Genomic DNA, 25294 nt, shown 5'->3' on the forward strand with positions numbered 1-25294 from the left:
CGTGTGTGTGCAGTGGCGATCAACGTCGGTCCGTCATTGCAGTGGCAAGCACAGGACAGGGCATCGCTTGGCCGACGTGTTGATCAACGACCTTCGCGCGTGTCGGCCAGTTGCTCGACCGACTCGACCACCTAGACGATCGAAAGCCACCACACCGGCACCGTCGGCAGCACCGTCCAGCTAGTGGTCGGCTGTAGCGCCAGCGGGATTGCCGGCGGGATTGCCGGCGCGAATTCGACCCAACGCACGCCTGTTGGAGGCACACACTGCGTGTGTTGCCGCTTGAAACTCAGCGGAACGGCATGCCGCCGCGGCCGCCCATGGCGCCCATCATGCCCTTCATGTTGCGCATCAGGCCCTTCATGCCGCCGCCGGCCAGCTTGCCCATCATCTTTTCCATCTGCTGGTACTGCTTCATCAGCTTGTTGACGTCGGCCGGCTGCATGCCGGAGCCGCGGGCGATGCGGGCGCGGCGCGAGCCGTTGAGCAGGGCCGGGTTGCGGCGCTCCTTCTTGGTCATCGAGTTGATGATCGCGATCATGCGCGGCACTTCCTTGCCGGTGACCTGCTGCTTGACGTTGTCCGGGATCTGGCCCATGCCCGGCAGCTTGTCCATCAGCCCATGGATGCCGCCCATGTTCTGCATCTGCTCGAGCTGTTCCTTCATGTCGTTGAGGTCGAACTTCTTGCCCTTGGCGACCTTGGCGGCGAGCTTGGCGGCCTTTTCCTGGTCGACGCTGTGCTCGACCTGCTCCACCAGCGACAGCACGTCGCCCATGTCCAGGATGCGGCTGGCGACGCGGTCGGGATGGAACACGTCCAGGCCGTCGGTCTTTTCACCGGTACCGACGAACTTGATCGGCTTGCCGGTGATGTAGCGCACGCTCAGCGCGGCACCACCACGGGCATCGCCGTCGGTCTTGGTCAGCACCACGCCGGTCAGCGGCAGCGCCTCGCCGAAGGCCTTGGCGGTGTTGGCCGCGTCCTGGCCGGTCATCGCATCGACCACGAACAGGGTTTCGGTGGGGTTGACCGCGGCGTGCAGCGCCTTGATCTCGTCCATCATCGCCGCATCGATCGCCAGGCGGCCGGCGGTATCGACCAGCAGCACGTCGGCGAACGACTTGCGCGCATCGCTGATCGCGGCGCGCACGATGTCGACCGGCTTCTGCGAGGCGTCGGAGGGGAAGAACAGCACGCCGACCTGTTCGGCCAGGGTCTTGAGCTGCTCGATCGCGGCCGGGCGATAGACGTCGGCCGAGACCACCATGACCTTCTTCTTGCGCTTTTCCTTCAGGTGCTTGGCGAGCTTGCCGACCGTGGTGGTCTTGCCCGCACCCTGCAGGCCGGCCATCAGGATGATTGCCGGCGCCGGCACGTTGAGGTTGAGGTCGGTGGCGGCCGCGCCCATGACGGCGGTCAGCTCGTCGCGGACGATCTTGATCAGTGCCTGGCCGGGGGTCAGCGACTTGAGCACTTCCTGACCGACCGCGCGCACCTTGATGCGCTCGATCAGCGCCTGCACCACCGGCAGCGCCACGTCGGCTTCGAGCAAGGCGATGCGCACTTCACGGGTGGCCTCGCGGATGTTCTCCTCGGTCAGGCGACCGCGGCCGCGCAGGCGCTCCATGGTGCCGGAGAGACGTTGGGTAAGGGACTCGAACATGCGCAAGGGACCGCGTGAGGGGAAACGGGCGTCGATTATAGCGGCACCGGCCAACGCGCCGCCCCGGCGGCCCCGCTGCCCGGCCGGCGAAGCCGGCCCGGGACGCCGCCGCACCAACGCCCGTCCATGCGCGCGGCCAGCCAGCGCCAGCACCAGCGCCGCAATGGACAGGAAACGCAGCCGCAGGACCATCGGCCGCCCCATCCCAAGCCCGCCCTCCCCACTCGCGGCCTGCCCCCCGCAAGCCGCCCAGCGCCAGCCCGCAGCCCGCAGCTCGCAACCCGCTTTTCCCGATTCCCGATTCCCGATTCCCGATTCCCGATTCCCGATTCCCGATTCCCGATTCCCGATTCCCGATTCCCNGCCCGCAGCTCGCAACCCGCTTTTCCCGATTCCCGATTCCCGATTCCCGATTCCCGATTCCCGATTCCCGATTCCCGATTCCCGATTCCCGATTCCCGATTCCCCGCCCCACCAATATGCGAAACTGACACGATGACAATCGTTCTCATCGCGTTCGCCCTGTATCTGCTGGCCACGGCGCTGCTCACCCGGTCGGTGCTGCGCGATGGCAACCAGGCGCCCGCCCGCTGGCTGATCCCGGCGCTGGCGGCCGTGGCGCTGCATGCCGGGTACCACGTGCTGGTGGCACTGCGCACCGCCGGCGGACCGGACATGCACTTCTTCGCGGCGCTCTCGCTGTGCGGCCTGGGCATGGCCGCGCTGACGGCGGTGTTCGGCGCGCGCGGGCGCATGGCGGCGGTGGGCGTGGTGGTGTTCCCGCTGTCGGCGATCCTGCTGGCCTGCTACCACGCCTACGGCCACGAACCGAGCCCGGACCTGGGCTGGCGGCTGGAACTGCACGCGTGGATGGCACTGCTGGCCTATGCCACGCTGGGCATCGCCGCGTTGCTGGCGATCATGCTGTGGCTGCAGGAGCGGGCCCTGCGCCGGCGCGACTTCCATACCTGGCTGCGCGCGCTGCCGCCGTTGACCGAGCTGGAGACGCTGCTGTTCCGCACCATCACGGTGGGCTTCGTGCTGTTGAGCCTGACCCTGCTGACCGGCCTGCTGTTCGTGCAGGACTTCCTGGCGCAGCGGCTGCTGCACAAGACCGTGCTCAGCATCCTGTCGTGGATCGTGTTCGGTGCGCTGTTGATCGGCCGCTGGCGCAACGGCTGGCGCGGCACCAAGGCGGTGCACTGGACGCTGACCGCGATGGCGCTGCTGGTGTTGTCGTTCTTCGGCAGCAAGTTCGTGATCGAACTGGTGCTGGGGCCGCGCTGATCGACCTGGCTTCAGGGGCGTCCTGGCCGCACCGTCGCGGCGATCCCCGTTTGCTTAGGATCAGGTCGCTACCAGCGTCCGCGCCGCCCAAGCCGGTTTCCTCCAAGGCATAGCATTGGCGGCGGGAATGCCCCCCCACTAGCAAGCCGCGCTCAGGCGTCCAGCGCAGCGCTCACCACCGCCCAGGGCTGATCCGGACCGGGGTCGGCGAAGTGATAGGCGATGCGGCGGCGGTAGACCTGCCCGGGCCGCAAGATCGTCGACGGGAAGTTGGGGTGGTTGGGCGCATCCGGGTAGTCCTGCGGCTCCAGGCAGACGCCGCGGCCCAGGCCGGGATGGTGGTCGTCCAGGTGCTGGCCTTCGTAGAGTTGCACCGCCGGTGCGTCGCTGCGGATCCGCAGCGCCACGCCACTGTGCGGCGAGTACAGCTCGGCCACGCAATCGGCCCCGGCGGCCAGCACCAGGCATTGGTCGTAGCCCTTGCCGAGCACCACCTGCGGGTGCGCCGGATCGAGAGTGTCGGCCAGTGCCGCGGCCTCGCGGAAATCGAACGGCGTACCGGCGACCGAGGCAATCTCGCCGGTCGGGATCGACTCGGCATCCACCGGCAGATAGCGATCGGCCGGCACGCGCAGCACCTGCAGCGCGGCGCGCTGATGCGGGTCGCCGGAGAGGTTGAAGTAGGGGTGATGGGTGAGGTTCAACGGGGTGGCGGCATCGCATTGCGCCTCGAAGTCCAGCTGCAGGCGGCGCCCTCGCAGCTGCAGCAGCGCGCGCACCTGCAGATTGCCGGGATAGCCTTCTTCGCCATCGGGCGAGTGGTAACCGAGCAGCACCTGGTCCGGTGCCTGCTCCAGCACATTCCACACGCGCCGCCCGAAGCCGCGCAGGCCGCCGTGCAGCTGGTTGCGCCCTTCGTTGGCGGCCAGCGTGTGGGTGACGCCGTCCAGCGTGTAGCGCGCACCGGCAATGCGGTTGCCGAAGCGGCCGACCAGGATGTTGAGGCTGTCGCCATCGGCGGCGTACGCCGGCAGATCCGGCAATGCCAGCAGCAGCGGCACCACCCCGCGCGCGGTGGTCAGCCGCAGCGCATGCAGGATGCCGCCGTAGGTGAGCACTTCCGCCTCCAGTCCGGCATCGCTGCGCAACGTGAGCGCATGGACCTCGACACCGTCTGGCAATTGTCCGAATACGCGCTGCATGGATCGTCCCACCGATACTGGAAGCTGGCGAGCATAACGGGGTGGCGCGGTTGCCGACCATGCCACGGCGCACATCCCGGCGTGCGACCCGATCGCGCTGGCGGCCTGGCAGGCGCCAGCGCGCGTCGATTGATCGCGATGCAGCAATACAAGCCGCCCCTGCAGGCACTAGGCTAGCGACGCGCCCACCGACGCTGCGGCGTGTGACCACCCCGACCGACCAGCACAGGAGCCCCAGGCCGATGCAGTGGATTTTTCCCACGTTGCGGATATCGCCCGGACGGCTGGTGCAGGCTGTCGTCGGCGCGGCCTTGCTCGCCAGCGCGCTCGCCGCTGCCGCTGCCGCTGCCGAGGTCAAGGTGACCGGTACGCTGCGCGTGGACCAGCCTGGCGCGCAGGTGTCGCGGCAGCTGTTCGGCCAGTTCGCCGAGCACCTGGGCACCGGCATCTACGGCGGGGTGTGGGTCGGCGAGGACTCGACGATTGCCAATACGCGCGGCTATCGCAACGATGTGCTGGCCGCGCTGAAGGCGATTGCCGTGCCCAACATCCGCTGGCCGGGCGGCTGCTTCGCCGACGAATACCATTGGCGCGATGGCGTCGGCGCGCCGGCCAGGCGCCCGGTCAGCGTCAACACGCACTGGGGCGGCGTGGAAGAATCCAACCGCTTCGGCACGCACGAGTTCATGGACTTCACCGAGCTGCTCGGCACCCAGGCCTACATCGCCGGCAACGTGGGCAATGCGGCGCCGGACGAGATCGCGCAGTGGGCCGAGTACATGACCGCGCCCACCCGCTCCAGCCTGGCCAACGAGCGCCGCGCCAATGGCCGCGACGCACCGTGGCAGGTGCCCTACTTCGGCGTGGGCAACGAGTTGTGGGGCTGCGGCGGCAACATGCGCGTGGAATACGCAGCAGACGTGTATCGGCGCTACCAGACCTTCGTCAAGGCACCGGCCAACCAGAAGATCCTCAAGATCGCGCCCGGCCCCAACAACGACGACTACCACTGGACCGAAGTGATGATGCGCGAGGCCGGCACGCTGATGGACGGCCTGAGCCTGCACTACTACACCGTGCCCGGTGGCTGGCCGCCGCGCGCCTCCTCCACCGACTTCGACGAAGCCGCCTGGATCGACACGCTGGCGCGCACGCTGGTGATGGACGAGCTGGTCAGCAAACACAGCGCGATCATGGACCGCTACGACCCGGGCAAGAAGGTCGCGCTGGTGGTGGACGAATGGGGCACCTGGTACGCCGGGCTGCCGGATGCGAACCCGGGCTTTCTGCATCAACAAAACAGCCTGCGCGATGCGTTGGTGGCCGCGTTGAACATCGACATCTTCAGCGCACATGCCGAACGCGTGCGCATGGCCAACATCGCGCAGATGGTCAACGTGCTGCAGGCGATGATCCTCACCGACGGCGACAAGATGGTGCTGACGCCCACCTATCACGTGTTCGCGCTGTACAAGCCCTACCAGGACGCCACCCAGTTGCCGCTGCAACTACGCACGCCGGAGTATCGCCACGGCGATGTGCACGTGCCCGCGGTGCATGGCTCGGCGGTCAAGGCCAGGGACGGGCACGTCTATCTTGCGCTGACCAATCTGGATGCCGACGCAGCGGCAAGCGTGAGCCTGGAAGTGGAAGGCCTGTCACCGACCAGCGTGGACGGGCAGATCCTCACTGCGCCGGCGATCACCACGCACAACACGTTCGCCCAGCCGCATGCGGTGGAGCCGAAAGCATTCAAGGGCGCGCGGGTGCGAGGCCAGGCCTTGACGGTGGCCCTGCCGGCGCATTCGATCGTGATGCTCAAGCTGGAGTGAGCGATGGCGGCGGCGGCATCCGTTGCCGCCGCCGTTGCTCGGGAACGGCGGCGGCGCAAACCGCGTGCTTCACGGCGTATCGCACTCAGGCAAACCGGGACCTGGCACCTGTCACCTGTCACCTGGCACCTGTTGTCACCTGGCACGCGTCACGCCCACGCGTCAGCACATCGCACCTGCGTGCGCCTGGTCGAGCAGAACAGGCCGCCAGGCGGTCTTCGGCTGTCGGCTACACCACGGTTGCCGCCTGGGCCGGTACCGGCGCCAGCGCGGGCGCAGCAGCACGCCATGGCACGGGCAGGCGTTCGAGTACGTGCTCCATGAAGGCGCGCACCTTGGGGGTGAAGTCGCGGCGGTCGGCGACGCAGAGGTAGATCCGCAACGGCTCCGGCAATGCCTGGGCGGTGCTTCCAAGATCGGAGACAAACAGCGGCTGCAGCTCGCCGCGCTGCAGGTACGGCTGCACCACATAGGCGGCCAGGCGCGCGATACCGCCGCCGGCAGCGGCCATGGTGGCGAGCGCGTCGATATCGTCGCTGACCATCGCCTTGCCCAGCTCCGGCTGGAAGCGCACGCCATTGCGCACGAAATTCCACGGCAGGCAGCGTCCGTCGACCGGATACCGCAGCAGCAGGCAATCGTGATACTTCAAGTCGTCGGCGGTCTGCGGCGTCCCGCAGCGCGCCAGATACTCGGGCGCTGCGCAGACCACCAGCGGCACCTGGGCGATGCAGCGCGCCACCAGGCCGTCTTCCAGCTGCGCTTCGATGCGCAGGCTGACATCCACGCTTTCCTGGGCGTGCTGCACGGCCCGGTCGGTACACAGCAGCTCGATCTCCAGCTGCGGATACTGGTGACGCAGGGCCGGCAGCATCGGGGCGAGCACGTGCCGCGCAAAGGCCGCGGTGCTGGCCACCCGCAAGCGCCCCGCCGGGGCCTGCTGCGGCCCGGCCACCGATTGCCGCGCGCGCTCCAGGTCGCGCTCCAGCTGCCGCACCTGCTCGAAGTACAGCGTGCCGCGCTCGGTCAGCGCCAGGCTGCGCGTGGTCCGGTGCAGCAGACGCACGCCCAGGTGCTGTTCCAGACGCGCGATGTTCTGGCTGACCGCGGCGGCACTGATCCCCAGCAACTTGGCGCCGCCGGCAATGCTGCCGGCATCGACGGTGCTGACAAAGCTGCGGATGGACTGAAGAATGTTCATTGGCAGGGCAAGTATTACCAAACGATTCGTAAGTTTTTCTTACGTAAGCCGCAAGGCTACGCGATCTACCCCGCCCTTGGTGGCGTCTCTACAGTGCTGCCCATCGCACCGATCCGCGCCAGTCGAGGCCATTGCATGTCGTCAGCTCCCCCCTCCGCCCCGTTGCTGCGCCCACGCTGGAAACTGGGCGTGCGTACCACCCCGTTCGTGTTCGCGTTCTACATGGCCGCGATCATGGCCCTGCTGATGTGCCTGGTGATCACCGGTGCCAACACCGGCCTTGCGCCCGGCTACCTGTGGCGCGTGCTGGATGCCTATCGCATTGCGATGCCCACCGCGTTCTGCTGCGTGCTGGTGGTGCGCCCGCTGGTCATACGGCTGGTGGCGTGGACGGTACACGCGGGACATTGACCCGGACACCGCAACTGCCTGTGCGGTCCCGGCCAAGCATCTGCAGCCGGCAGTGCCACGCAACTGCCGGTGCATGCAGCCAGCGCTCAGGCGCTGGTCGCAGCGCCTTTCAACACATCGATCAGCTGACGCAGGCGATACGGCTTGGGCAGGAAATCCACCTGCGCCGGCAGCGGCGGCAACTGCGCCTTTGCGAATCCCGAAGCCAGGATCACCCGCGCCTGCGGCAGCAGCTGCGCCACGTGTTCGCTCAATTCGATGCCCGACATGCCGTTGGGCATGCGGATGTCGCTGAACACCACATCGTAGGGGCCATGCTCGCGCAGCATGCGCAACGCGCTATGCCCGTCGTCGGCGGTTTCGACGGTGATGCCGGCATCGCGCAGCGCCTCACCGATCAGTTCGCGCAATTCCTGTTGATCTTCCACCATCAACAGACGCAGGGGTTCAGTCATGCTCAGCCTCCTCGATGGCCGGGAGAAACAGGGTAACGGTGGTGCCGCGACCGGGAGCGGTGTCCAGTTCGACGAAGCCACCGGATTGGGATGCAAAGCCATGCACCTGGCTCAATCCCAGGCCCGAGCCCTTGCCCACGTCCTTGGTGGTGAAAAACGGCTCGCTGGCGCATTGCGCCACATGCGCGGGCATGCCGGGGCCGTCATCGCGCACGGCAATGCCGACGTAATGGCACGGCCGGCCATGCGGATCGGACGGCGCAACACGCAACGCCGCGGCGGTTTGCAGCACGATGGTGCCGCCGCCGGGCATGGCATCGCAGCTATTGAACACCAGATTGAGCAAGGCCGCTTCCAGTTGGCCGGGGTCCACGCGGATATCGGGCAATTGCTCGGCAAACTCGAGCGACAAGGCAAGGCCGGCCGGGCAGGCACGCCGCAGCAGTTCGAGCGAGCGCGTCACCACCGCGTTGGCGCCATGGCGCTCGGGAATCAACCGCTGCCCACGTGCGAAGGACAGCAGTTGGCGCGTCAGCAAGGTGCCCCGATCGACTGCGGTCTGCGCGGCCTCCACCAGCATGCGCGTACGCGCGTCGTCGCCGGCACGCAGCGCGATCAGGTCCAGGCTGGTCACCATGACCGTCAGCAGGTTGTTGAAATCGTGCGCCATGCCGAGCGTCAGGCGGCCCAGCGCATCCACCTTCTGCGACTGCAGCAGTGCCTGCTGCGCCTGCTGCAACAGCTGTTGCGCCTGGTGCCGCTGGTCGATGTCGCAGGTGACCTTGGCGAACCCGACCAAGACGCCGAACTCCAGCACCGGCTCGATTGCCACGCTCGCCCAGAAGCGGCTGCCATCCTTGCGCAGTCGCCAGCCTTCGGTGGCAAAGCGCCCGTCGCGCCTGGCGGTGTCCAGATTGCGGGCCGGTTCGCCGCGCTGCACGTCCTCGGGCAGATAGAAGCGCGAGAAATGCGAGCCGATCACCTCGGCGGCGGTGTACCCCTTGATGCGCTCGCCGCCGGGGTTCCAGCTGCAGACATGGCCACCGGTGTCGAGCATGTAGATCGCATAGTTGGACACGCTCTGCACCAACAGCTGGCATTGCCGGCTGTCGTGAGAAAGCGGCCCCGCACTGTCGACGGCCGTTTCCGCATCCATCAGGCGACTTTCCCCCGCAAAAGCGCGCGACCATAGTAACGGGTGCGTGAAGGTTGCGTGCAAGCCAACCCGGCTGCAAAGCGTCAAAATACCGGCGATTTGCGCGTGAAACTTATCGGCTACCATGACCGCCCCCTGGTCCGGCCCGTCGCCTTTATGCAAAACATCTCGACTACACGCGACCGCTGGGTGTGGGTGATCGCGGGGGCCCTGATGGCAGGAACGCTCGGCGTGGAGTTGATCACGCCGCTTGGCTACGCGGTGTGGCTGACCTATTTCGTCGCGGTGGGCGTGACGGTCTTCCAGAATCGCGTGCAGGTGCCGCTGGTGGTCGCCGCGCTGTCGTGCGTGCTGCTGGCGATCGGTTTCGAACTGGCGCCGGCCAGTACCAATTCGAGTTTCTCCTCGATCAACCGCAGCATCGGCGGGGTGTCGTTTCTGGCAATGGCGCTGGTGGTGATGCAGGCCATCCGCGCACGCCGCCAGGCCGAACTGGCACTGTGGCTGCAGCAGGCCGAAAACACCGTCGAAGCCAGTCTGCGCGGCGACCACAGCCCGGACGATCTGGCTAATGCCGCGGTGCGCGCATTGTGCGACACGCTGGATGCCCAGGTCGGCGCGTTGTATCGCATCGAGGGCGACCGCCTGCGCCTGACCGGCGGCGCCGCACTGCCGGCCGATGCCTCCGCGACGCTGCCCACCGATGCCGGCCAGCTCGGCGAGGCCTTGCGTAGCGGCGCGGTGCGCCGGGTGCGCGGTGTGGACGCCGGGCATCTGCAGATCGCCTCGGGCCTGGGCCAGAGCGCTTGCCAGGAACTGCTGCTGGCGCCGGTCATCGCCGATGGGCGGGTGATCGGCATTATCGAGCTGGGCCGCGCCGCTGCGCCGGGCATTGCCCGCACGCGCGAAGAAGAGCTGCTCGCACGCTGCGGCGAAAACATCGGCCTGGCCTTGCGCACGGCTTTGCTGCGCGCCCAGCTGGTGGCCCTGCTGGAAGAAACCCAGCGCCAGAGCGAAGAACTGCAGACCCAGCAGGAAGAGCTGCGCGTGGCCAACGAGGAGCTGGAGGAACAGAGCCGCAGCCTGCAGCAATCGCAGAGCGATCTGGAACTGCAGCAGGCCGAGCTGGAACAGACCAACGTGCAGTTGGAAGAGCGCACCCAGGCATTGGAAGCGCAGAAGCAGGCCTTGCTGATTGCGCAGAATCAGCTGGTGCGCAACAGCAACGAGCTGTCCACCGCCTCGCGCTACAAATCCGAATTCCTGGCCAACATGTCGCACGAGCTGCGCACGCCGCTCAACAGCGCGTTGATCCTGGCCAAGCTGCTGGCCGACAACAAGGACGGCACGCTCAGTCCCGAGCAGGTGAAATACGCACAGGCGATCCTGTCGTCCAACAACGATCTGCTGGCCCTGATCAACGACATTCTCGACCTGTCCAAGATCGAGGCCGGGCATGTGGAACTGGCCGACGAAACCGTCGCCACCAGCACGGTGGTGCAGCGCCTGCGCGAACCCTTCGAGCCGCTGGCACGCCAGAAGGGCCTGGCCCTGCAGCTGGCTGCCGAATCCGATGCACCGACGCAGCTGGTCGTCGACAGCCAACGCCTGCAGCAGATCCTCAAGAACCTGCTGGCCAACGCGATCAAGTTCACCGAGCACGGCAGCGTCAGCCTGTCGATCCAGGCGCATACGCCGGGCCGGGTGCTGTTCAAGGTCAACGACACCGGCATCGGCATCGCGCACGAACAGACCGACATCATCTTCGAAGCGTTCCGTCAGGCCGATGGCAGCACACGCCGTCGCTATGGCGGCACCGGCCTGGGGTTGTCGATCTCGCGCGACCTGGCCCAGCGCATGGGCGGCAGCATCCGCGTGGACAGCCAGCCGGGGCGCGGCAGCTGTTTTACCCTGGAACTGCCGATCGACGGTGCGCCGGCCGAGCTGGTCACTGCGGCGCAGGCCATTGCGGGCGCGGCGGCGATCGGCGCCACGCAGGCGTCGCATCCCGCCAGCGGCACGGCGATGGCCTCGCCCCCTGGCGAAGGCGCGGCGGCTGCGTCCACGGGGATGCCGCTGCCGATTCCGGCAACCGCCACTGCGCCGCTGCAGCGCGCCGACGACGATCGCGACCAACGCACCCGTCCCGGCCGGCTGATCCTGGCAGTGGAAGACGAGGCACGCTTTGCACAGGCGCTGGTCGACCTGGCGCACGAGCTGGATTTCGACTGCGTGGTGGCGCCCAGCGCCGAAGAAGCGCTGCGCCTGGCGGCCGAACTGCGCCCCAGCGGCATCCTGCTCGACCTCGGCCTGCCGGACGCCTCCGGCCTGAGCGTGCTCGAACGCCTCAAGCGCGATCCGGCCACGCGCCATATCCCGGTGCACGTGGTATCGGCGCTGGAGCGCAGCCAGATCGCACTGGAGCTGGGCGCGGTGGGCTACCTGATCAAGCCAGCCACGCGCGAGCTGCTGGCGGGCGCGATCCGGCAACTGGAAGACACCAATGCGCGCGCGGTGCGCCGCCTGCTGATCGTCGAAGACGACAGCGCCCTGCGTGCGAATCTGCAATTGTTGCTGGCGCGCGACCAGCTGGAGATCATCGCGGTGGGCAGCATCGCCGACGCGATGCAGCAGCTGGCCGGCTCGACCTTCGACTGCATGGTCACCGATCTGGCGCTGCCCGACGGCAGCGGCTACGACCTGCTCGAACGCATGGCCGGCAACGACGCAGTCGCCTTTCCTCCGGTCATCGTCTACACCGGGCGCGCGCTCACCCGCGACGAGGAACAGCGCCTGCGCCGTTACTCCAAGAGCATCATCATCAAGGGGGTGCGTTCGCCCGAGCGCCTGCTCGACGAGGTGACGCTGTTCCTGCACAGCGTGGAAGCGTCGTTGCCCAGCGACCAGCAACGCCTGCTGCGCGAAGCGCGCCGCCGCGACGCGGTGCTGGACGGCGCCACCGTGCTGCTGGCCGAAGACGATGTGCGCAACATCTTCGCGCTCTCCAGCGTGCTCGAACCGCTCGGCGTGACGCTGCAGATCGCCCGCAACGGCCGCGAGGCGCTGGAACACCTGGCCAGGCACGAGGTGGACCTGGTATTGATGGACATCATGATGCCGGAGATGGACGGGCTGACCGCGATGCGCCAGATCCGCGCCAATCGCCAGTGGCAGGACCTGCCGATCATCGCGCTGACCGCCAAGGCCATGGCCGACGATCGCGAACGCTGCCTGGAGGCCGGCGCCAACGACTACATCGCCAAGCCCATCGACGTGGACAAGCTGGTGTCGCTGTGCCGTGTGTGGTGCTCGCGGCAATGAATGCGGTGGAGCTGTTCGACCTGGAGCTGCGGGTGCTGCTGGAGGCGGTCTACCAGCGCTATCACTACGACTTCCGCGATTACGCGGTGTCCTCGCTGCGCCGGCGCATGCGCCACGCGATGGCGCGCCTGGAATGCACGCGCGTGGCCGACCTGCAGCACCGCCTGCTGCACGAACCGGACACCTTTGCGCAGGCGATGCAGTTCTTCACCGTGCAGGTGTCGGAGATGTTCCGCGACCCGGCCTATTTCCGCGTCCTGCGCGACCACGCGGTGCCGGTCTTGCGGACCTATCCGTCGATCAAGCTGTGGGTGGCCGGCTGCAGCACCGGCGAGGAAGTCTGGTCGCTGGCGATCCTGCTGCACGAAGAAGGCCTGCTGGAAAAGGCGGTGATCTACGCCACCGACATCAATCCCGAAGCCTTGGGCATGGCCGAAGCCGGCGCCTTCGGCATCGACCGCATCGCGCAGTTCAGCCGCAACTACCTGGACGCCGGCGGCCGCGGCTCGCTGTCCGACTACTACACCACCGCCTACGATGGCGCGGTCTTCGATCGCCGGCTGAAGCGCAATATCGTCTTCGCCGATCACAGCCTGGCCACCGATACGGTGTTCTCCGAAGTGCATCTGGTGTCGTGCCGCAACGTGCTGATCTATTTCAACCGCAGCCTGCAGGACCGTGCAGTGGGCCTGTTCCACGACGCGCTGGTGCACCGCGGGTTCCTGGGCCTGGGCAGCAAGGAATCGCTGCAGTTCGGCGCGCATGCGCAGGCGTTCGAAACCGTGGCGCGCGAGCAGCGCCTGTTCCGCAAGGCGGCGGCATGAACGTGATGCACACGGCGGCAGCGCAGTTCGACGCGATGGTGATCGGTGCCTCGGCCGGCGGTGTCGTGGCCTTGCAGGCGCTGTTGTCCAGCCTGCCTGCGGATCTGCCGATGCCGGTGCTGGCGGTACTGCATCTGCCGCGCGACCGCACCAGCCACCTTGCCGAGCTGATGGATGCACGCTGCGCCCTGCCGGTGCGCGAGGCCGAAGACAAGCAGCCGCTGCTCGCCGGCAGCGTGACCATCGCCCCGCCCGACTACCATCTGCTGGTGGAAACGCGCGACAGCCTGGCGCTGTCGATGGATGCGCCGGTGCTGTTCTCGCGCCCGGCGATCGACCCCCTGTTCGAATCGGCGGCCGACGTGTTCGGGCAGCGCCTGCTGGCGATCCTGCTCACCGGTGCCAGCAGCGACGGCAGCGCCGGAGTGGCGGCGGTGCGCGCGGTCGGCGGCAGCGCCTGGATCCAGCGCCCCGACGATGCCGCCGCACCGCTGATGCCCGCCTCCGCGCTCGCCCATGCTGGCGCCGATGCGGTGCTCACCCTGCAGGCGATCTGCAGCCGACTGGAAACCTTTCACCCATGAACCTCACCGCGACCGGCCTGGCGACAACCAGCAACGACGACGCGCCGGCCAAGCTGCTGATCGTCGACGACGTGCCGCAGAACCTGGTGGCGATGGAAGCGCTGCTGCAGCGCAACGGCATCCAGGTGCTGTGCGCCGCGTCCGGCGCGCAGGCGCTGGAGCTGTTACTCGAACACGATGTGGCACTGGCATTGCTGGATGTGCACATGCCGGAAATGGACGGCTTTTCGCTGGCCGAGCTGATGCGCGGCTCGCAGCGCAGCCGGCATGTGCCGATCATCTTCCTGACCGCATCGCCGAACGATCCGATGCGTGCCTTCCAGGGCTACGAAACCGGCGCGGTGGATTTCCTGCACAAGCCGATCGAGCCGCACGTGATCCTGAGCAAGGTCAACGTGTTCATCGAGTTGTACCAGCAGCGGCGCCTGCTCAAGGCACGCAACGCCTCGCTGGAACGCGCGCTCACGCTCAACGAAACCATGATGGCCGTGCTCACCCACGACCTGCGCACGCCGCTGTCGGTGATCCTGCTGTGCGCCGACAAGCTCAGCCTGGATGTGGATGCCGATGGCACGGCCGCGCGCACGCTCGATCACCTGGAAAACAGCGCGCGGCGCATGGCGCGGATGGTCGAGCAGCTGCTGGATTTCTCGCGCCTGCGCAGCGACGGGCTGTCGATGCAGTTCGGCCCCTGCAACCTGGGCGAGGTCACCCATGGCGTGGTGCGCGAAGTGGCGCAGGCCAATCCGCACACGCCGATCGACCTGCGTACCGAAGGCGATCTGGACGGTGATGGCGATGGCGATCGCCTGGCCCAGGTGGTGTCCAATCTGGTCGGCAACGCAGTGCTGCATGGTGGCAGCCAGCCGGTGCGGGTGCACCTGGACGGACGCCAACGCGACACGCTGCGGCTGTCGGTGCGCAACGTCGGGCGCATCCCCGACAGCCTGATGCCGCGCCTGTTCGAGCCGTTCAAGGCCAGCTTCCATGCCAGCCAGGGCCTGGGACTTGGCCTGTTCATCGCCGACCAGTTCGTCAAGGCGCACGGCGGCACGCTGCAGGCACGCAACGACGGCGATGAGGTGGTGTTCGAAGCCGTGCTGCGGCGACACAACCTGGCCGCGTAATCCAGGCCAGGGCGGTCGTCGGGCAGCACGCCGGACAGTCGCCGCGACGGGCCCGGCAAGCGCCAGCCGTCCGGCCGGGGCCATGCGCTGCCAGCACGGCAGCCTGTCGCCATACCCGCATCTGCAGACACCGCAACCGGCCTGACGAGCTCATCGGCCCGGTGTCGGCTCCGTTGCGCGCCTGCGATCCGGCAACCTCGACCGGGCACGCCGCCGATGCGCATCGGCATGCGAGCGCGGCCAGTGCTTGCCGTCGCGATGCGCCGTATGCTCGTGAAACCTGCATGGGGCGACACGCGCCCAGCGCAGCGTTCCAACGTGTTCCGATCGCACCGATATCTGTTCGTCATCATCAGGTGCACGCCGTGCGCCATGTCTGCGGAGGTGGTTATGTCGTATGTGGATGGGTTTGCACTCGCGGTGCCCACGGCCAACAAGGCCGCGTTTCTGGAACATGCCCGCACGGGCGATGCCATCATCATCGAGTACGGTGCGCTGCGCGTGGTGGAGTGCTGGGGCGATGACGTCCAGCATGGACAGCTGACCGACTTCCATCGCGCGGTCGATGCCTGCGACGATGAAATCGTGGTGTTTTCGTGGATCGAATGGCCGGACAAGGCCACCCGCGATGCGGGCATGCGCAAGATGTTGGACGACCCGCGCATGGATCCGTCGGTGAACCCGATGCCATTCGATGGCAAGCGGCTGATCTACGGCGGCTTCGTTCCGATCCTGACCCTGGGGCAACCGGGCTGAGTAGCGCAGTCCGCGGCGGCGCGCATGGCCGTCGCGACGCTGCCGCACCCGGTGCGGCAGCGGTCGCCTCCGGCACCGGGTGCTGGGCGATGGCCGTTACACTGGCGGCATGCAGCCGCGTTCGCCGCCAGGATGGCGAGCGCGACGACTGCAGTGCCTGCCACCGGAGACCACCGCATGACCGATGCACCGCTCCTGATCGCCTGCCCGAGCTGTGCCGCGATGAATCGTGTCGCAGCGGCACGTCTGCGCGATGCGCCCAACTGTGGCAGTTGCCACAGGCCCTTGTTCCCGAGCACGCCGGTGGCACTGTCGGCGGCCGACTTCGACACGCATGCGGTGCGCAGCGCATTGCCGTTGGTGGTGGATTTCTGGGCGCCGTGGTGTGGGCCGTGCCTGAGCATGGCGCCGCACTTTGCCGCAGCCGCGGCGATGCTCGAACCGCAGGTCCGGCTGGCGAAGGTCGATACCGATCTGCATCCGGCGCTGGGCACGCGCTTTGGCATCCGCAGCATCCCGACCTTGCTGGTCATCCGCGGCGGCAGTGAGCTGGGCCGTCACTCGGGCGCGGTAAGCAGCGCGCAGATCGTCAGTTGGGTGCAATCGGTGCTAGCCAACCGCTGATACAAACGGCCCGCTGCGTTGATGCACGCAGCGGGCCTGGTGCCACGACACGCATCGCCGCGACGCAGGCGTGGCGATGCGGTCGATCGATCGCAACCGGTAGCGGCCGCTCAGGCCACTGTGCAGTCGCTCGCTGTTGTTCCAAAGGCGCTCAGAGCGACCAACACACCTGCTGCGCGGCCGTCAGGCGGGCGCGCCCGGCGCTCGGAACCGGCATGGACCACGCGTCCACGGCGATTCCTCCACGCCGTCCGCATCCACCTGACGACCGTCCGCTACGTGGTGTCAGCCGCGGTTATTGCCAGTTGACGTTGACCGACACACCCACGATACGCGGTTCGTTGTACACCGCCGCCATGTAGTTTTCGATCACGCCCTTGACGTTCTTCTCGTTGGTGATGTTGCGCGCAAACGCCGCCACTTCCCATGCCCCATAGCCGCCGGTGTAACCGAGCTTGAGGCCGCCTTCAACGTTGCCGTTGGCACGGAACTCGGTGGAGTCGTACAGCACGAAGCTGGTTTCGCCCTGCTTGTTCCAGTCGGTGGAGACGAAGAAGGCGCCATCGGTGCCCACCGGAATGTCGTAGCGCGCCGCCAGGTTGAGGTTGTACTTGGGCGCGTTGGGCAACGGGTTGCCGTCGATCTGCGCAAAGGTGTTGGCACCGACGCGGATGGTCGGGTCGTTGACCGTGCACACCACCACGCCATTGAGCGCGCAGGCCTGCGCGTAGACGCGATCGTCGTGGATTTCGCTATGCAGCAGGCTCAGGCCGGCGGTCAGCGACAGGTTGGAGATCGGGCGCCAGTCCAGATCCGCTTCCAGACCGTAGGCCTTGGCCTTGTCGGCATTGAACAGCACGCCGTTGCCGTCCGAATCGTTGCCGTTGAGCTGGATGTCGTCCACCGTGTAGGTGAAGCCGCTGACATTCAGACGCAGGCGATTGTCGAACAGGCTGCTCTTGATGCCGGCTTCCCAGGACAGGATGGTTTCCGAATCGGCAGTGGTGAAATCCGAATTGAACACCGCGCTGCGGCCCTGGATGGTCGGGCCGCGGAAGCCGCGTGCCACGCGCGCGTAGACGCTCAGCTCCGGATTGATTTCATACATCGCGCTGAGGTCCCAGCTGGGCTGGGTGTCGGACATGCGCACATCGCGACGGCCGCGATAGGTCACCGCGCCCGCGGCGGTATCGGCGGTCTTGAGCAGGCGGGTTTCCTTGGTGTCCCTGGTCTGGCGGATACCGGCGGTCAAGGTGAGCGTATCGGTGGCCTTGTAGCTGAGCTGCCCGAAGCCGGCCCAGGAGGTGTTGGTGTTGCGCAGGCGCACCCAGTTGTTCGGGTTGCGCGCGGCGGTGCGCAGGAAATATGCACGCTGGTAGAAATCGGTGGTGTCGCGCCCGTCGAAGTAGAACGCACCGACCTGCCACTGCAATGCGTCGTCGCCTTCGCTGGCCAGACGCAGTTCCTGGGTGTACTGGTCCAGGTCGCGGATCTGCCCCATCGACTGGCCGAAGCCGTTCGGCACGCCGTTGACCGGGTAGTTGGCCGCCGCACCGCCATCGGTGTCGCCACGGCTGTAGCCGGAGGTGGTTTCGTAGGCGGTGATGGAGGTCAGCGCCACGCCGCCGAAGTCGTAGATCGCCTTGATCGAGCCGCCGTCGGTCTTGTAGGCCTGCGGGTTGTCATTGGCTTCGTCGTAGGCCACGCGATCGCGCGGCACGTCGACCTTGTCGCTGCCGCGCGTCACTGCGTTGCGCAGGAACAACGTGGAGGTGCCGTCGTAGTCGCGCGTATGCAGCGAGCCCAGCAGCGAGAATGCGTCGTTGGGCTTGAGCAGCAGCTGCAGGCGCGCATTGCGATCGCTGTAGCCGCCCATCGCGTCCTCGCGCGGCGTGCGCGTGCCGTCGGCACTGCTGCCGGCAAAGGTGTTGTCCACCCAATCGTCGCGGTGTTGGTACAAGGCAGAGACGCGGAAGGACAGCACGTCGTTGATCGGGCCACCGAAGCCGCCATCCAGCGACAACGTGTTGTAGCTGCCGTAGCTGGCATCGACGCGGCCGGTATAGGTCTCGCTGGGCTTGACCGTGTCGAACTTGACGATGCCGGCGGTGGTGTTGCGGCCGAACAAGGTGCCCTGCGGGCCGCGCAGCACCTCGACCTGGTCCACGTCGTAGACCGGGTTGGACTTGAGCACCACGTGTTCCAGTACCACGTCGTCCTGGATGATGGACACCGGCTGCGAGGCGCCGAGATAGAAATCGATGTTGCCCAGGCCACGGATATAGAAGCGCGGGAAGATGCGCCCGGTGGTGGTCTCGGCGTAGAAGCCCGGCACGCGGCCGGACAGCGCCAGCAGCGTGTCGTCGCCACCGGCGGTGAACTCGCGCATTGCTGCGCCCTGCACCACGCCCACCGACACCGGCACCTCCTGCAGGTTCTGCTCGCGGTGCTCGGCAGTGACGGTGACCGCATCCAGCGCGGTCGGGCTGCCCTCGCCCTGGCGCGTCGGCACCTGCTGCGCAGCGGCCGCTGCCGCCAGCGAGGCAAGCAGCAGGCCGGCGCAGGCACGCGCCAGCGGCGTGCGCTGCAATGCCACGCGACGGCCTGCAGGGGCGTGTGTGGCGGCGGGCGTCAGCGACGCGGAGACAGACGAAGACAACGACATGCGGGATGATCCTTGGGTAGGTGACGCGAGGGGTGAGACAGGGGCGAGCGTGGCGATCGACCTGACTGCGCGGCGATCAGGCGCGCGCGGCCGGTGCTCGGAACGGGTGTAGCGCGCGTACACGCCGGCTCCTCCCCGCCGTCCGCGCCGCTCGCCACGTGGTGTCGGCCACTCCAGCGTCCGTCGGCACCGGGCATGCCGGCCGACGGCGCGGGGTGGCGCCGCGCGCACGATATGTCAGCAATGTTGCAGCTCTATGGCAAGCGTGCCGCCACGCACATGGCGGCCGCATCCGCGGTGGCGCTTTCGACGCATGCGGCGTCGCCAAGCCATCGCCATCGGCGCGCGGCAGGCCGCCACCGCTGGCCGACCCTGCGCGCGCAACCACGCGTCAGGCGCGGGCGACCAGCACGCTGCTGTCAAGCATCTGCCCGACCATGTTCAACAGATCGTTGAGGCTGAAGGGCTTGGGCAGCAGCGCCATGCCGTCGGCCAGGAATTCCTGGCGGGTGGCGGCGTTTTCGGCGTAGCCGGTGATGAACAGGATCGGCAGGCCGGGGCGCAGCGCGCGCGCCACGTCGGCCATGTCGCGCCCGTTCATGCCGGGCAGGCCGACGTCGGACACCACCAGGTCGATCTCCACGCCGGCCCGCAACTGGGCCAGCGCGCCGTTGGCGTCTTCGGCTTCGACCACGTGGTAGCCGGCATCGCTGAGCACCTCGCTCACCATGATGCGTACCACGTCGGTATCGTCCACCAGCAGGATGCGCTCGCTGCGTACACGCGGCGAATTCGGTGCCGGTGCCGGCGGCACGGCGCTGGCAGTGAGCCCGCGCGGCAGCAGCAAGGCCACCGTGGTCCCGCGCCCCACTGCGCTGGCGATGCGCGCGGTGCCGCCGGACTGGCGCGCAAAGCCGTAGGTCATCGACAAGCCCAGGCCGGTGCCCTCGCCGATCGGCTTGGTGGTGAAGAACGGCTCGAAGACCTGATTGAGGATGGCCGGCTCGATGCCGCTGCCGTTGTCGATGACGTTCACCGCCACGTAGTCGCCATCGTCCAGTTCCGGGTCGCCGTGCGCGGTATGGGCCACGCTCTGGATGCGGATGGTGCCCCTGCCCTTCAACGCGTCGCGCGCATTGATCACCAGGTTGAGCACCACGTTTTCGAGCTGGTTGGCATCAGCCACCGCCACCAGCGGCGTGTCCGCCAGGTCCAGCTCCAGCACGATGTTCTCGCCGATCGAGCGGCGCAGCATGTCTTCCAGCGAGCGTACGCGCGCGTTGATGTCGAAGGCCTGCGCATCCAGCGACTGCTTGCGTGCGAAGGCAAGCATGCGCTGGGTCAGCGCGGCGGCGCGATGCGCCGAGCCGGTGGCGATCTCGGCCAGCCGCGGCACGCGCTCGATGCGATTGGACTCGACCGCCAGCTGGATCATGTCCAGGCCGGAAATGATGCTGGTCAGCAGGTTGTTGAAGTCGTGCGCGATGCCGCCGGTGAGCTTGCCCAGCGCTTCCATCTTCTGCGCCTGCAGCAGCTGGATCTCGGTGCGCTGGCGCTCGGCGATCTGGTGGGCCAGTTCGGTGGTGGCGGTATCCAGTTCCTGGCGCTGCTCGCGCTCGCGCAGGCGCTGCTCGGTGACATCCTCGACCAGCAGCAGGCCCAGGTCCGGCTCGCGATACGGCGACACGCGCCACTCGGTTTCGCATACCTTGCCCTCGCGCAGGATCGACAAGGCGCCGCTCCAGCGCTCGCGCCGCGCCAGCGCGTCGGTCAGCGCCTGCACGGTGGCGGCCTGGTCCACGCCGGGCACGGCAAGCGCCTGGCCAGGCGTGGCGGCGCCGATCAGGCGCTGGAACGCGGCATTGGCGTCATGCGCGCGCAGCCCGGCATCGACCACCGCGATCGGCGCACTGATGTGCTCGAAGATCTCGCGGAAGCGGGCCTCGCTGATGCGCAGGGCCTCCTCGGCCTGGCGCGCGCGCAGCAGGGTGCGCAAGGTGGCGACCAGCACGCTGGGGTCGACCGGGTGAATCAGGTAGGCGTCGGCGCCGGCTTCCAGGCCGGTGATCATGTCGCCGGTGGCGATCGAGGCCGCCGACACGTGCACCACCGGCAGCAACGCAGTGCGCGGCTCGGCGCGTAGCGTGCGCACGATGTCGAAGCCGCTCATGTCCGGCAGATTGACGTCCAGCACCACCGCGGAAAACGCCTGCTCGGCCAGCCTGGCCAGGCCGTCGGTGCCGGTGCCCGCTTCCTCGACCACGAACTGATGATGTTCGAGCACGCGCCGCACCGAATAACGCGTCACCGCGTTGTCGTCCACGACCAGAATGTGAGGCTTACTGCCCAAGTGCATCCTCCGCCGCCAGCGTGACCGGCAGCACCACGAAAAATTCCGAGCCCTGCCCGACCACGCTGTTGATGCCCACCCTGCCGCCCAGCAACTCGGCGAAACGCTTGCAGATCGACAGCCCCAGGCCGGTGCCGGTGAGGCGTTTCTGCAACGGCGAATCCACCTGTACAAAATCCTCGAACAAGGCGTCGTGAAGCTCTGCCGGAATACCGATGCCGGTGTCCTGCACGCCGAAGCGCACATGGCTCTCGCCTTCCAGCTGCGCGAACACGCGCACATGGCCTTGCGGGGTGAACTTGAGCGCGTTGGAAATGAAGTTGCGCAGGATCTGCGCCAGCTTCTTGTCGTCGGTATAGAGCATCGGCAGCACCGGCGGATCCTCGAAGATCAAGGTGGTGCCGCTGACATCGGTGAGCGGGCGGAACATGCCGCGCAAAGCCGCAAACAGGTCCATCAGGTCGAACCAGCCCGGCGAGATGGTGATGCGCCCGGCTTCGATCTTGGCCAGGTCCAGCAGGTCGTCGACCATCTCGGTGAGCTCGCGCGCCGAGGCGCTGACAAAGCGCACCTGCTTGGACTGCTCGGCCGTGAGCGGCCCGTCCATGCCGTCCTCGAGCAGCCGCGTGATGCTCAGGATCGAACTGAGCGGGGTGCGGAACTCATGGCTCATGTACGACAGGAACCGGCTCTTGAGCTCGGATACATCGCGCAGCTGCTCGGCCTGTTGATCGAGCTCGGCATACAGCGCCAGCACGCCCTGGTTGGTTTCTTCCAGCTCTTCGCGCAGGGCCTGGTTCTGCTGCCGCAGCGCGTCGAGTTCGGCCAGCGGATCGATGGGCGATGTCGCCCCGGAAGCATTCATTGCAGGCCTCCCAGCCGCATGACAAACACGCCGCAGTCGTCGCGGCCCCGCGTGTAATCGCGCAGCAGCACCGCCGCAATCAGACGCGGATGGCGCGACAGTAGACCCGGATGATCGCGCAGGTTCCAGCGTGATTGCAGGCCATCGCTGTGCATGACCAGCAGCTTGCCGGCCGCGTCCGGAAAATCGAACGGTTGCGCCTTGCGGAACTGCACCCCGACGATGCCCGGATGCGAGGGCATGCCACGCACGCCGTCGCCATCGCACAGCGATGCGACGATATTGCCCACGCCGGCAAAGCGTACCCGGCCGGTGCTGCTGTCGAATTGCATCACCGCCGCCGCGCCGCCGCGGGTGCCGGACATGCCGGCATGCAGCTGCGCGATGCGCTCGCCCGGCTCGCCGCTGGCCGTGGCTGCAGCGCGCGCGCCGGCGTCGGCAGCGTCGGCGGCGCCCGGACCATGACCCAGGCCATCGATCACGGTGACGGTCGCCCGCTGCTCGCCGATGGCCAGATGCCAGGCATCGCCGCATACCGTTTCGTTGTGCAGCGGCAGGCGGATGGCGCCGTACGCCAGGTCCAGGTCCAGGTCGGCGCGTTGCTGCGCAAACAGGCGTGCCATCACGACCGCGCCCTTGGCATCGGAATAGGCGTCCAGTACCTGCGCCTGGCGCTGGATCGCGCCCAGTCCGGTGCCCGGCGTCCCGGCGGTGGAATAGCCGTCGCGCAGGCCGTCCACGAGTGCGAAGCCGGGGCCGCCGTCGATGGCGCAGATCTCCACGCCCATGCCCTGGCGGCCGGCCACCGTGGCCAGCTGCAGGTAACCGCCATGTCCATGCTTGACCACGTTGGTGGCAAGCTCGGTGGCCACCAGCGCCACCCGCCCGCAGGCCGCCTCGTCGAAACCCAGTGCCTGTGCCAACCCGGCCGCCTCGCGACGCGCCTGCCCGACCTGGCTGGTTTCGTCGACGCGAAACGCGCGCGTGACCTCGCCGGCAAGCGTTACTTCCATTTGGTGATGGTGATGCGCGTGCCCTTGCCGGCAGCGGTGTCCAGCACGAAATCGTCCACCAGCCGCCGGCTGCCGGACAGGCCCAGTCCCAGCCCGCTGCCGGAGGTCCAGCCATCGGTGAGCGCCAGGTCCAGGTCGGGTATGCCGGGGCCTTCGTCGCGGAAGGTCAGCTGCACGCCCTTGCGGATGCCGCTTTCCACCAGCGCCCAATCCATCTCGCCGCCGCCGCCATAGATCACGGTGTTGCGCGCCAGTTCGCTGGCTGCAGTGACCAGCTTGGTCTGGTCGACCAGGCGCAGGCCGCACTGCACCACCAGCTTGCGCACCGTCTGCCGGGCCAGCACCACATCCTGTTCGGTGCGCACCGATTGCGAACCGGTGGTCATGACGTGCGATCAGGCTGCTGCAACAGGCGCATGCCGCGTTCGACATCGAGCGCGGTGCGCACCGATGGCAGGGTCAGCCCGAGCTCGACCAGCGTGATCGCCACGGCCGGCTGCATGCCCACCACCACGGTCCTGGCATCCATGATCGCCGCCAGCCCGGAAATGGTGCTGATCATGCGGCCGATGAACGAGTCGACGATGTCCAGTGCGGAAATGTCGATCAGCACGCCGCGCGCGGAGGTGGCGCTGATCCTTTCCGACAGGTCTTCCTGCAGCGTCATCGCCAACTGGTCGTGCATGTCCACCTGGATGGTGACCAGCAGCAGGTCGCCCATCCGCAGGATCGGGATGCGCTCCATGTCAGCCCGCCTTGGTCACGGTCATGCCGATGCGCTTGAGCGCCAGCGCCAGCGCATCGGACAGGTTGGCCTTGGTGACGATGCCCTGCAGGTCCAGCCCCAGGTGCACGATGGTCTGCGCGATCTGCGGGCGCACGCCGCTGATGATGGCATCGGCGCCCATCAGGCGGATCGCGGTGACGGTCTTGAGCAGGTGCTGCGCGACCAGGGTGTCCACCGTGGGCACGCCGGTGATGTCGATGATGGCGATTTCCGAGCCGGTATCGACGATGCGCTGCAGCAGCGACTCCATCACCACCTGGGTGCGCTGTGAATCCAGCGTGCCGATCATCGGCAGTGCCAATACACCGTCCCACAGTTTGACCACCGGGGTGGACAGCTCCAGCATTTCTTCCTGCTGGCGCACGATGATGTCTTCGCGGGTCTTCTGGAACGCCTTGACGGTGTACAGGCCCAGGCGATCCAGCAGCTCGGACAGCGCCCACAGCTGCTGGCCCAGATCCTCCGGCGCATCGGCATACTCGCGCTGCACCAGCGCAAACAGCACGCGCTTGAGCGAGAAGATGAAGTTGGCGGTTTCCTGCGAATCGAAGCCACGGGTGGCGCGGTCGCGCGACAGGGTTTCCAGGAAGCGACGCACCTCGCTCCAGTCGGCGCTGTCCAGGCTGCTGCCGCCGTCCTTCAGCGAGGCGACCAGCAGATGCAGGAAGTCCGCACTCTGGGTTTCGATGTCCTGCCGGGAAATCCGTCCATCGCTGCCCAGGCTGGAGCCCAGCCATGCCGCCAACAACGCAGCTTCCTGGCCACGAATTGCGTCGATCGAGCGCTGCTGCAATGCCACCATGAGATCACCCGCCAAGAGTTAGAAGAGAGAAGGCTGGGCATGCGGGGCGATTGCGCCCCCCTTGTCTGGCGCGGCGCCCCCACGCCGAAGCGCTGCAGAGTAAAGCAATTCAGTTTCGGCAACCAGCGACGAACCTGTAGCGGTCAGAGGAACGTCCGTACGGAGTTTGACATTGCGGCGCACGCGGCGAACGTGAGCGCGACCACGCCTGGGCAGATGCGCTTGCCGCCGGCCCGCCATCCTGCTCTCGGGCTTGACGGCGCCGGTTACAGACTGCCGCCGCACCGGCCGTGATGCGGTCACCGACCGCTGCGCAACGGTGGCCCGACTTGCGGGAAAACCGCCTGACACCGGCCCGGACCGATC

Annotated in this window: 21 protein-coding genes, 1 other RNA gene and 1 pseudogene; 10 read left to right on the forward strand and 13 right to left on the reverse strand. The window is 67.5% G+C overall.

Annotated features, from left to right (window positions below):
* Positions 1-289: 289 nt before the first annotated feature.
* Positions 290-1666, reverse strand: a complete 1377-nt coding sequence (gene ffh, locus C0541_RS08990) for a signal recognition particle protein (protein ID WP_046342053.1) — start codon at positions 1664-1666, stop codon at positions 290-292.
* Between the two features lie 495 nt (positions 1667-2161).
* On the opposite strand from ffh, the gene C0541_RS09000 reads away from it, so the two are divergent.
* Positions 2162-2953 carry a cytochrome C assembly family protein gene (locus C0541_RS09000; protein ID WP_115047717.1) on the forward strand — a complete coding sequence of 264 codons (792 nt, stop codon included), beginning with the start codon at positions 2162-2164 and terminating at the stop codon, positions 2951-2953.
* 43 nt (positions 2954-2996) lie between these two features.
* On the opposite strand, the pseudogene C0541_RS21305 reads toward C0541_RS09000, so the two are convergent.
* Both C0541_RS21305 and C0541_RS09010 read right to left on the reverse strand, forming a co-directional pair.
* Positions 2997-3095, reverse strand: a pseudogene (locus C0541_RS21305) (restriction endonuclease); the annotation flags it as partial.
* A gap of 10 nt (positions 3096-3105) precedes the next feature.
* Positions 3106-4155, reverse strand: coding sequence for an aldose epimerase family protein (locus C0541_RS09010; protein ID WP_115047719.1), 1050 nt, complete (start codon positions 4153-4155; stop codon positions 3106-3108).
* Between the two features lie 242 nt (positions 4156-4397).
* Between C0541_RS09010 and C0541_RS09015 the strand changes: the two genes are divergently transcribed.
* Positions 4398-5987, forward strand: a complete 1590-nt coding sequence (locus C0541_RS09015; RefSeq protein WP_161959981.1) for an alpha-N-arabinofuranosidase — start codon at positions 4398-4400, stop codon at positions 5985-5987.
* Positions 5988-6216: 229 nt separating this feature from the next.
* Here the strand turns inward: C0541_RS09015 and C0541_RS09020 are convergent, their stop codons facing one another.
* Positions 6217-7188 (reverse strand): LysR family transcriptional regulator, encoded by a 972-nt coding sequence (locus C0541_RS09020; protein ID WP_115047721.1) that lies wholly within the window; start codon positions 7186-7188, stop codon positions 6217-6219.
* 135 nt (positions 7189-7323) lie between these two features.
* Here C0541_RS09020 and C0541_RS09025 point away from each other — a divergent pair, with 135 nt between their 5' ends.
* Positions 7324-7599, forward strand: coding sequence for a DUF2798 domain-containing protein (locus tag C0541_RS09025; RefSeq protein ID WP_115047723.1), 276 nt, complete (start codon positions 7324-7326; stop codon positions 7597-7599).
* Positions 7600-7685: 86 nt separating this feature from the next.
* Here C0541_RS09025 and C0541_RS09030 read toward each other — a convergent pair whose 3' ends face one another.
* Together C0541_RS09030 and C0541_RS09035 are read right to left on the reverse strand one after the other, a co-directional pair.
* Positions 7686-8054 carry a response regulator gene (locus C0541_RS09030; protein WP_115047725.1) on the reverse strand — a complete coding sequence of 123 codons (369 nt, stop codon included), beginning with the start codon at positions 8052-8054 and terminating at the stop codon, positions 7686-7688.
* Entirely contained in the window at positions 8047-9210 is a 1164-nt protein-coding gene (locus C0541_RS09035) for an ATP-binding protein (RefSeq protein ID WP_115047727.1), read from the reverse strand. The genes C0541_RS09030 and C0541_RS09035 overlap by 8 nt, the downstream gene beginning before the upstream one ends.
* A 156-nt stretch (positions 9211-9366) precedes the next feature.
* Here C0541_RS09035 and C0541_RS09040 point away from each other — a divergent pair, with 156 nt between their 5' ends.
* From C0541_RS09040 to C0541_RS09070, 7 genes are all read left to right on the forward strand, one after another.
* Entirely contained in the window at positions 9367-12531 is a 3165-nt protein-coding gene (locus C0541_RS09040; RefSeq protein ID WP_115047729.1) for a response regulator, read from the forward strand.
* On the forward strand, positions 12504-13355 hold the full coding sequence (locus C0541_RS09045) for a CheR family methyltransferase (RefSeq protein WP_193725899.1): 852 nt from the start codon (positions 12504-12506) through the stop codon (positions 13353-13355). Before C0541_RS09040 ends, C0541_RS09045 begins: the two co-directional genes overlap by 28 nt.
* On the forward strand, positions 13352-13939 hold the full coding sequence (locus tag C0541_RS09050) for a chemotaxis protein CheB (protein WP_115047733.1): 588 nt from the start codon (positions 13352-13354) through the stop codon (positions 13937-13939). Before C0541_RS09045 ends, C0541_RS09050 begins: the two co-directional genes overlap by 4 nt.
* Positions 13936-15066: a hybrid sensor histidine kinase/response regulator gene (locus tag C0541_RS09055; RefSeq protein WP_115047734.1), complete on the forward strand. Its 1131-nt coding sequence runs from the start codon at positions 13936-13938 to the stop codon at positions 15064-15066. Before C0541_RS09050 ends, C0541_RS09055 begins: the two co-directional genes overlap by 4 nt.
* Positions 15067-15456: 390 nt before the next feature.
* Complete coding sequence (locus C0541_RS09060; RefSeq protein ID WP_115047736.1) at positions 15457-15822, forward strand: DUF1428 domain-containing protein; 366 nt, start codon at positions 15457-15459, stop codon at positions 15820-15822.
* A 177-nt stretch (positions 15823-15999) separates the two neighbouring features.
* Positions 16000-16446, forward strand: coding sequence for a thioredoxin TrxC (gene trxC, locus C0541_RS09065; protein ID WP_115047738.1), 447 nt, complete (start codon positions 16000-16002; stop codon positions 16444-16446).
* 215 nt (positions 16447-16661) lie between these two features.
* A non-coding RNA gene (locus C0541_RS09070) (sX9 sRNA) lies at positions 16662-16737 on the forward strand.
* 4 nt (positions 16738-16741) lie between these two features.
* Here C0541_RS09070 and C0541_RS09075 read toward each other — a convergent pair.
* From C0541_RS09075 to C0541_RS09105, 7 genes are all read right to left on the reverse strand, one after another.
* On the reverse strand, positions 16742-19111 hold the full coding sequence (locus C0541_RS09075) for a TonB-dependent receptor (protein WP_115047740.1): 2370 nt from the start codon (positions 19109-19111) through the stop codon (positions 16742-16744).
* 391 nt (positions 19112-19502) lie between these two features.
* Positions 19503-21461, reverse strand: a complete 1959-nt coding sequence (locus C0541_RS09080) for a response regulator (protein ID WP_193725900.1) — start codon at positions 21459-21461, stop codon at positions 19503-19505.
* Complete coding sequence (locus tag C0541_RS09085) at positions 21451-22326, reverse strand: sensor histidine kinase (RefSeq protein WP_115047745.1); 876 nt, start codon at positions 22324-22326, stop codon at positions 21451-21453. Before C0541_RS09085 ends, C0541_RS09080 begins: the two co-directional genes overlap by 11 nt.
* Positions 22323-23339: an ATP-binding protein gene (locus tag C0541_RS09090; protein WP_115047747.1), complete on the reverse strand. Its 1017-nt coding sequence runs from the start codon at positions 23337-23339 to the stop codon at positions 22323-22325. The genes C0541_RS09085 and C0541_RS09090 overlap by 4 nt, the downstream gene beginning before the upstream one ends.
* Complete coding sequence (locus C0541_RS09095; protein WP_104538234.1) at positions 23330-23725, reverse strand: ATP-binding protein; 396 nt, start codon at positions 23723-23725, stop codon at positions 23330-23332. Before C0541_RS09095 ends, C0541_RS09090 begins: the two co-directional genes overlap by 10 nt.
* Positions 23722-24084, reverse strand: a complete 363-nt coding sequence (locus C0541_RS09100) for an STAS domain-containing protein (RefSeq protein WP_115047748.1) — start codon at positions 24082-24084, stop codon at positions 23722-23724. The genes C0541_RS09095 and C0541_RS09100 overlap by 4 nt, the downstream gene beginning before the upstream one ends.
* A gap of 1 nt (position 24085) precedes the next feature.
* Entirely contained in the window at positions 24086-24928 is an 843-nt protein-coding gene (locus C0541_RS09105; protein WP_115047750.1) for an STAS domain-containing protein, read from the reverse strand.
* Positions 24929-25294 lie beyond the last annotated feature (366 nt).

Origin of the sequence: Xanthomonas arboricola (assembly GCF_003353015.1) — a bacterium.
Lineage (GTDB): Bacteria > Pseudomonadota > Gammaproteobacteria > Xanthomonadales > Xanthomonadaceae > Xanthomonas > Xanthomonas arboricola_E.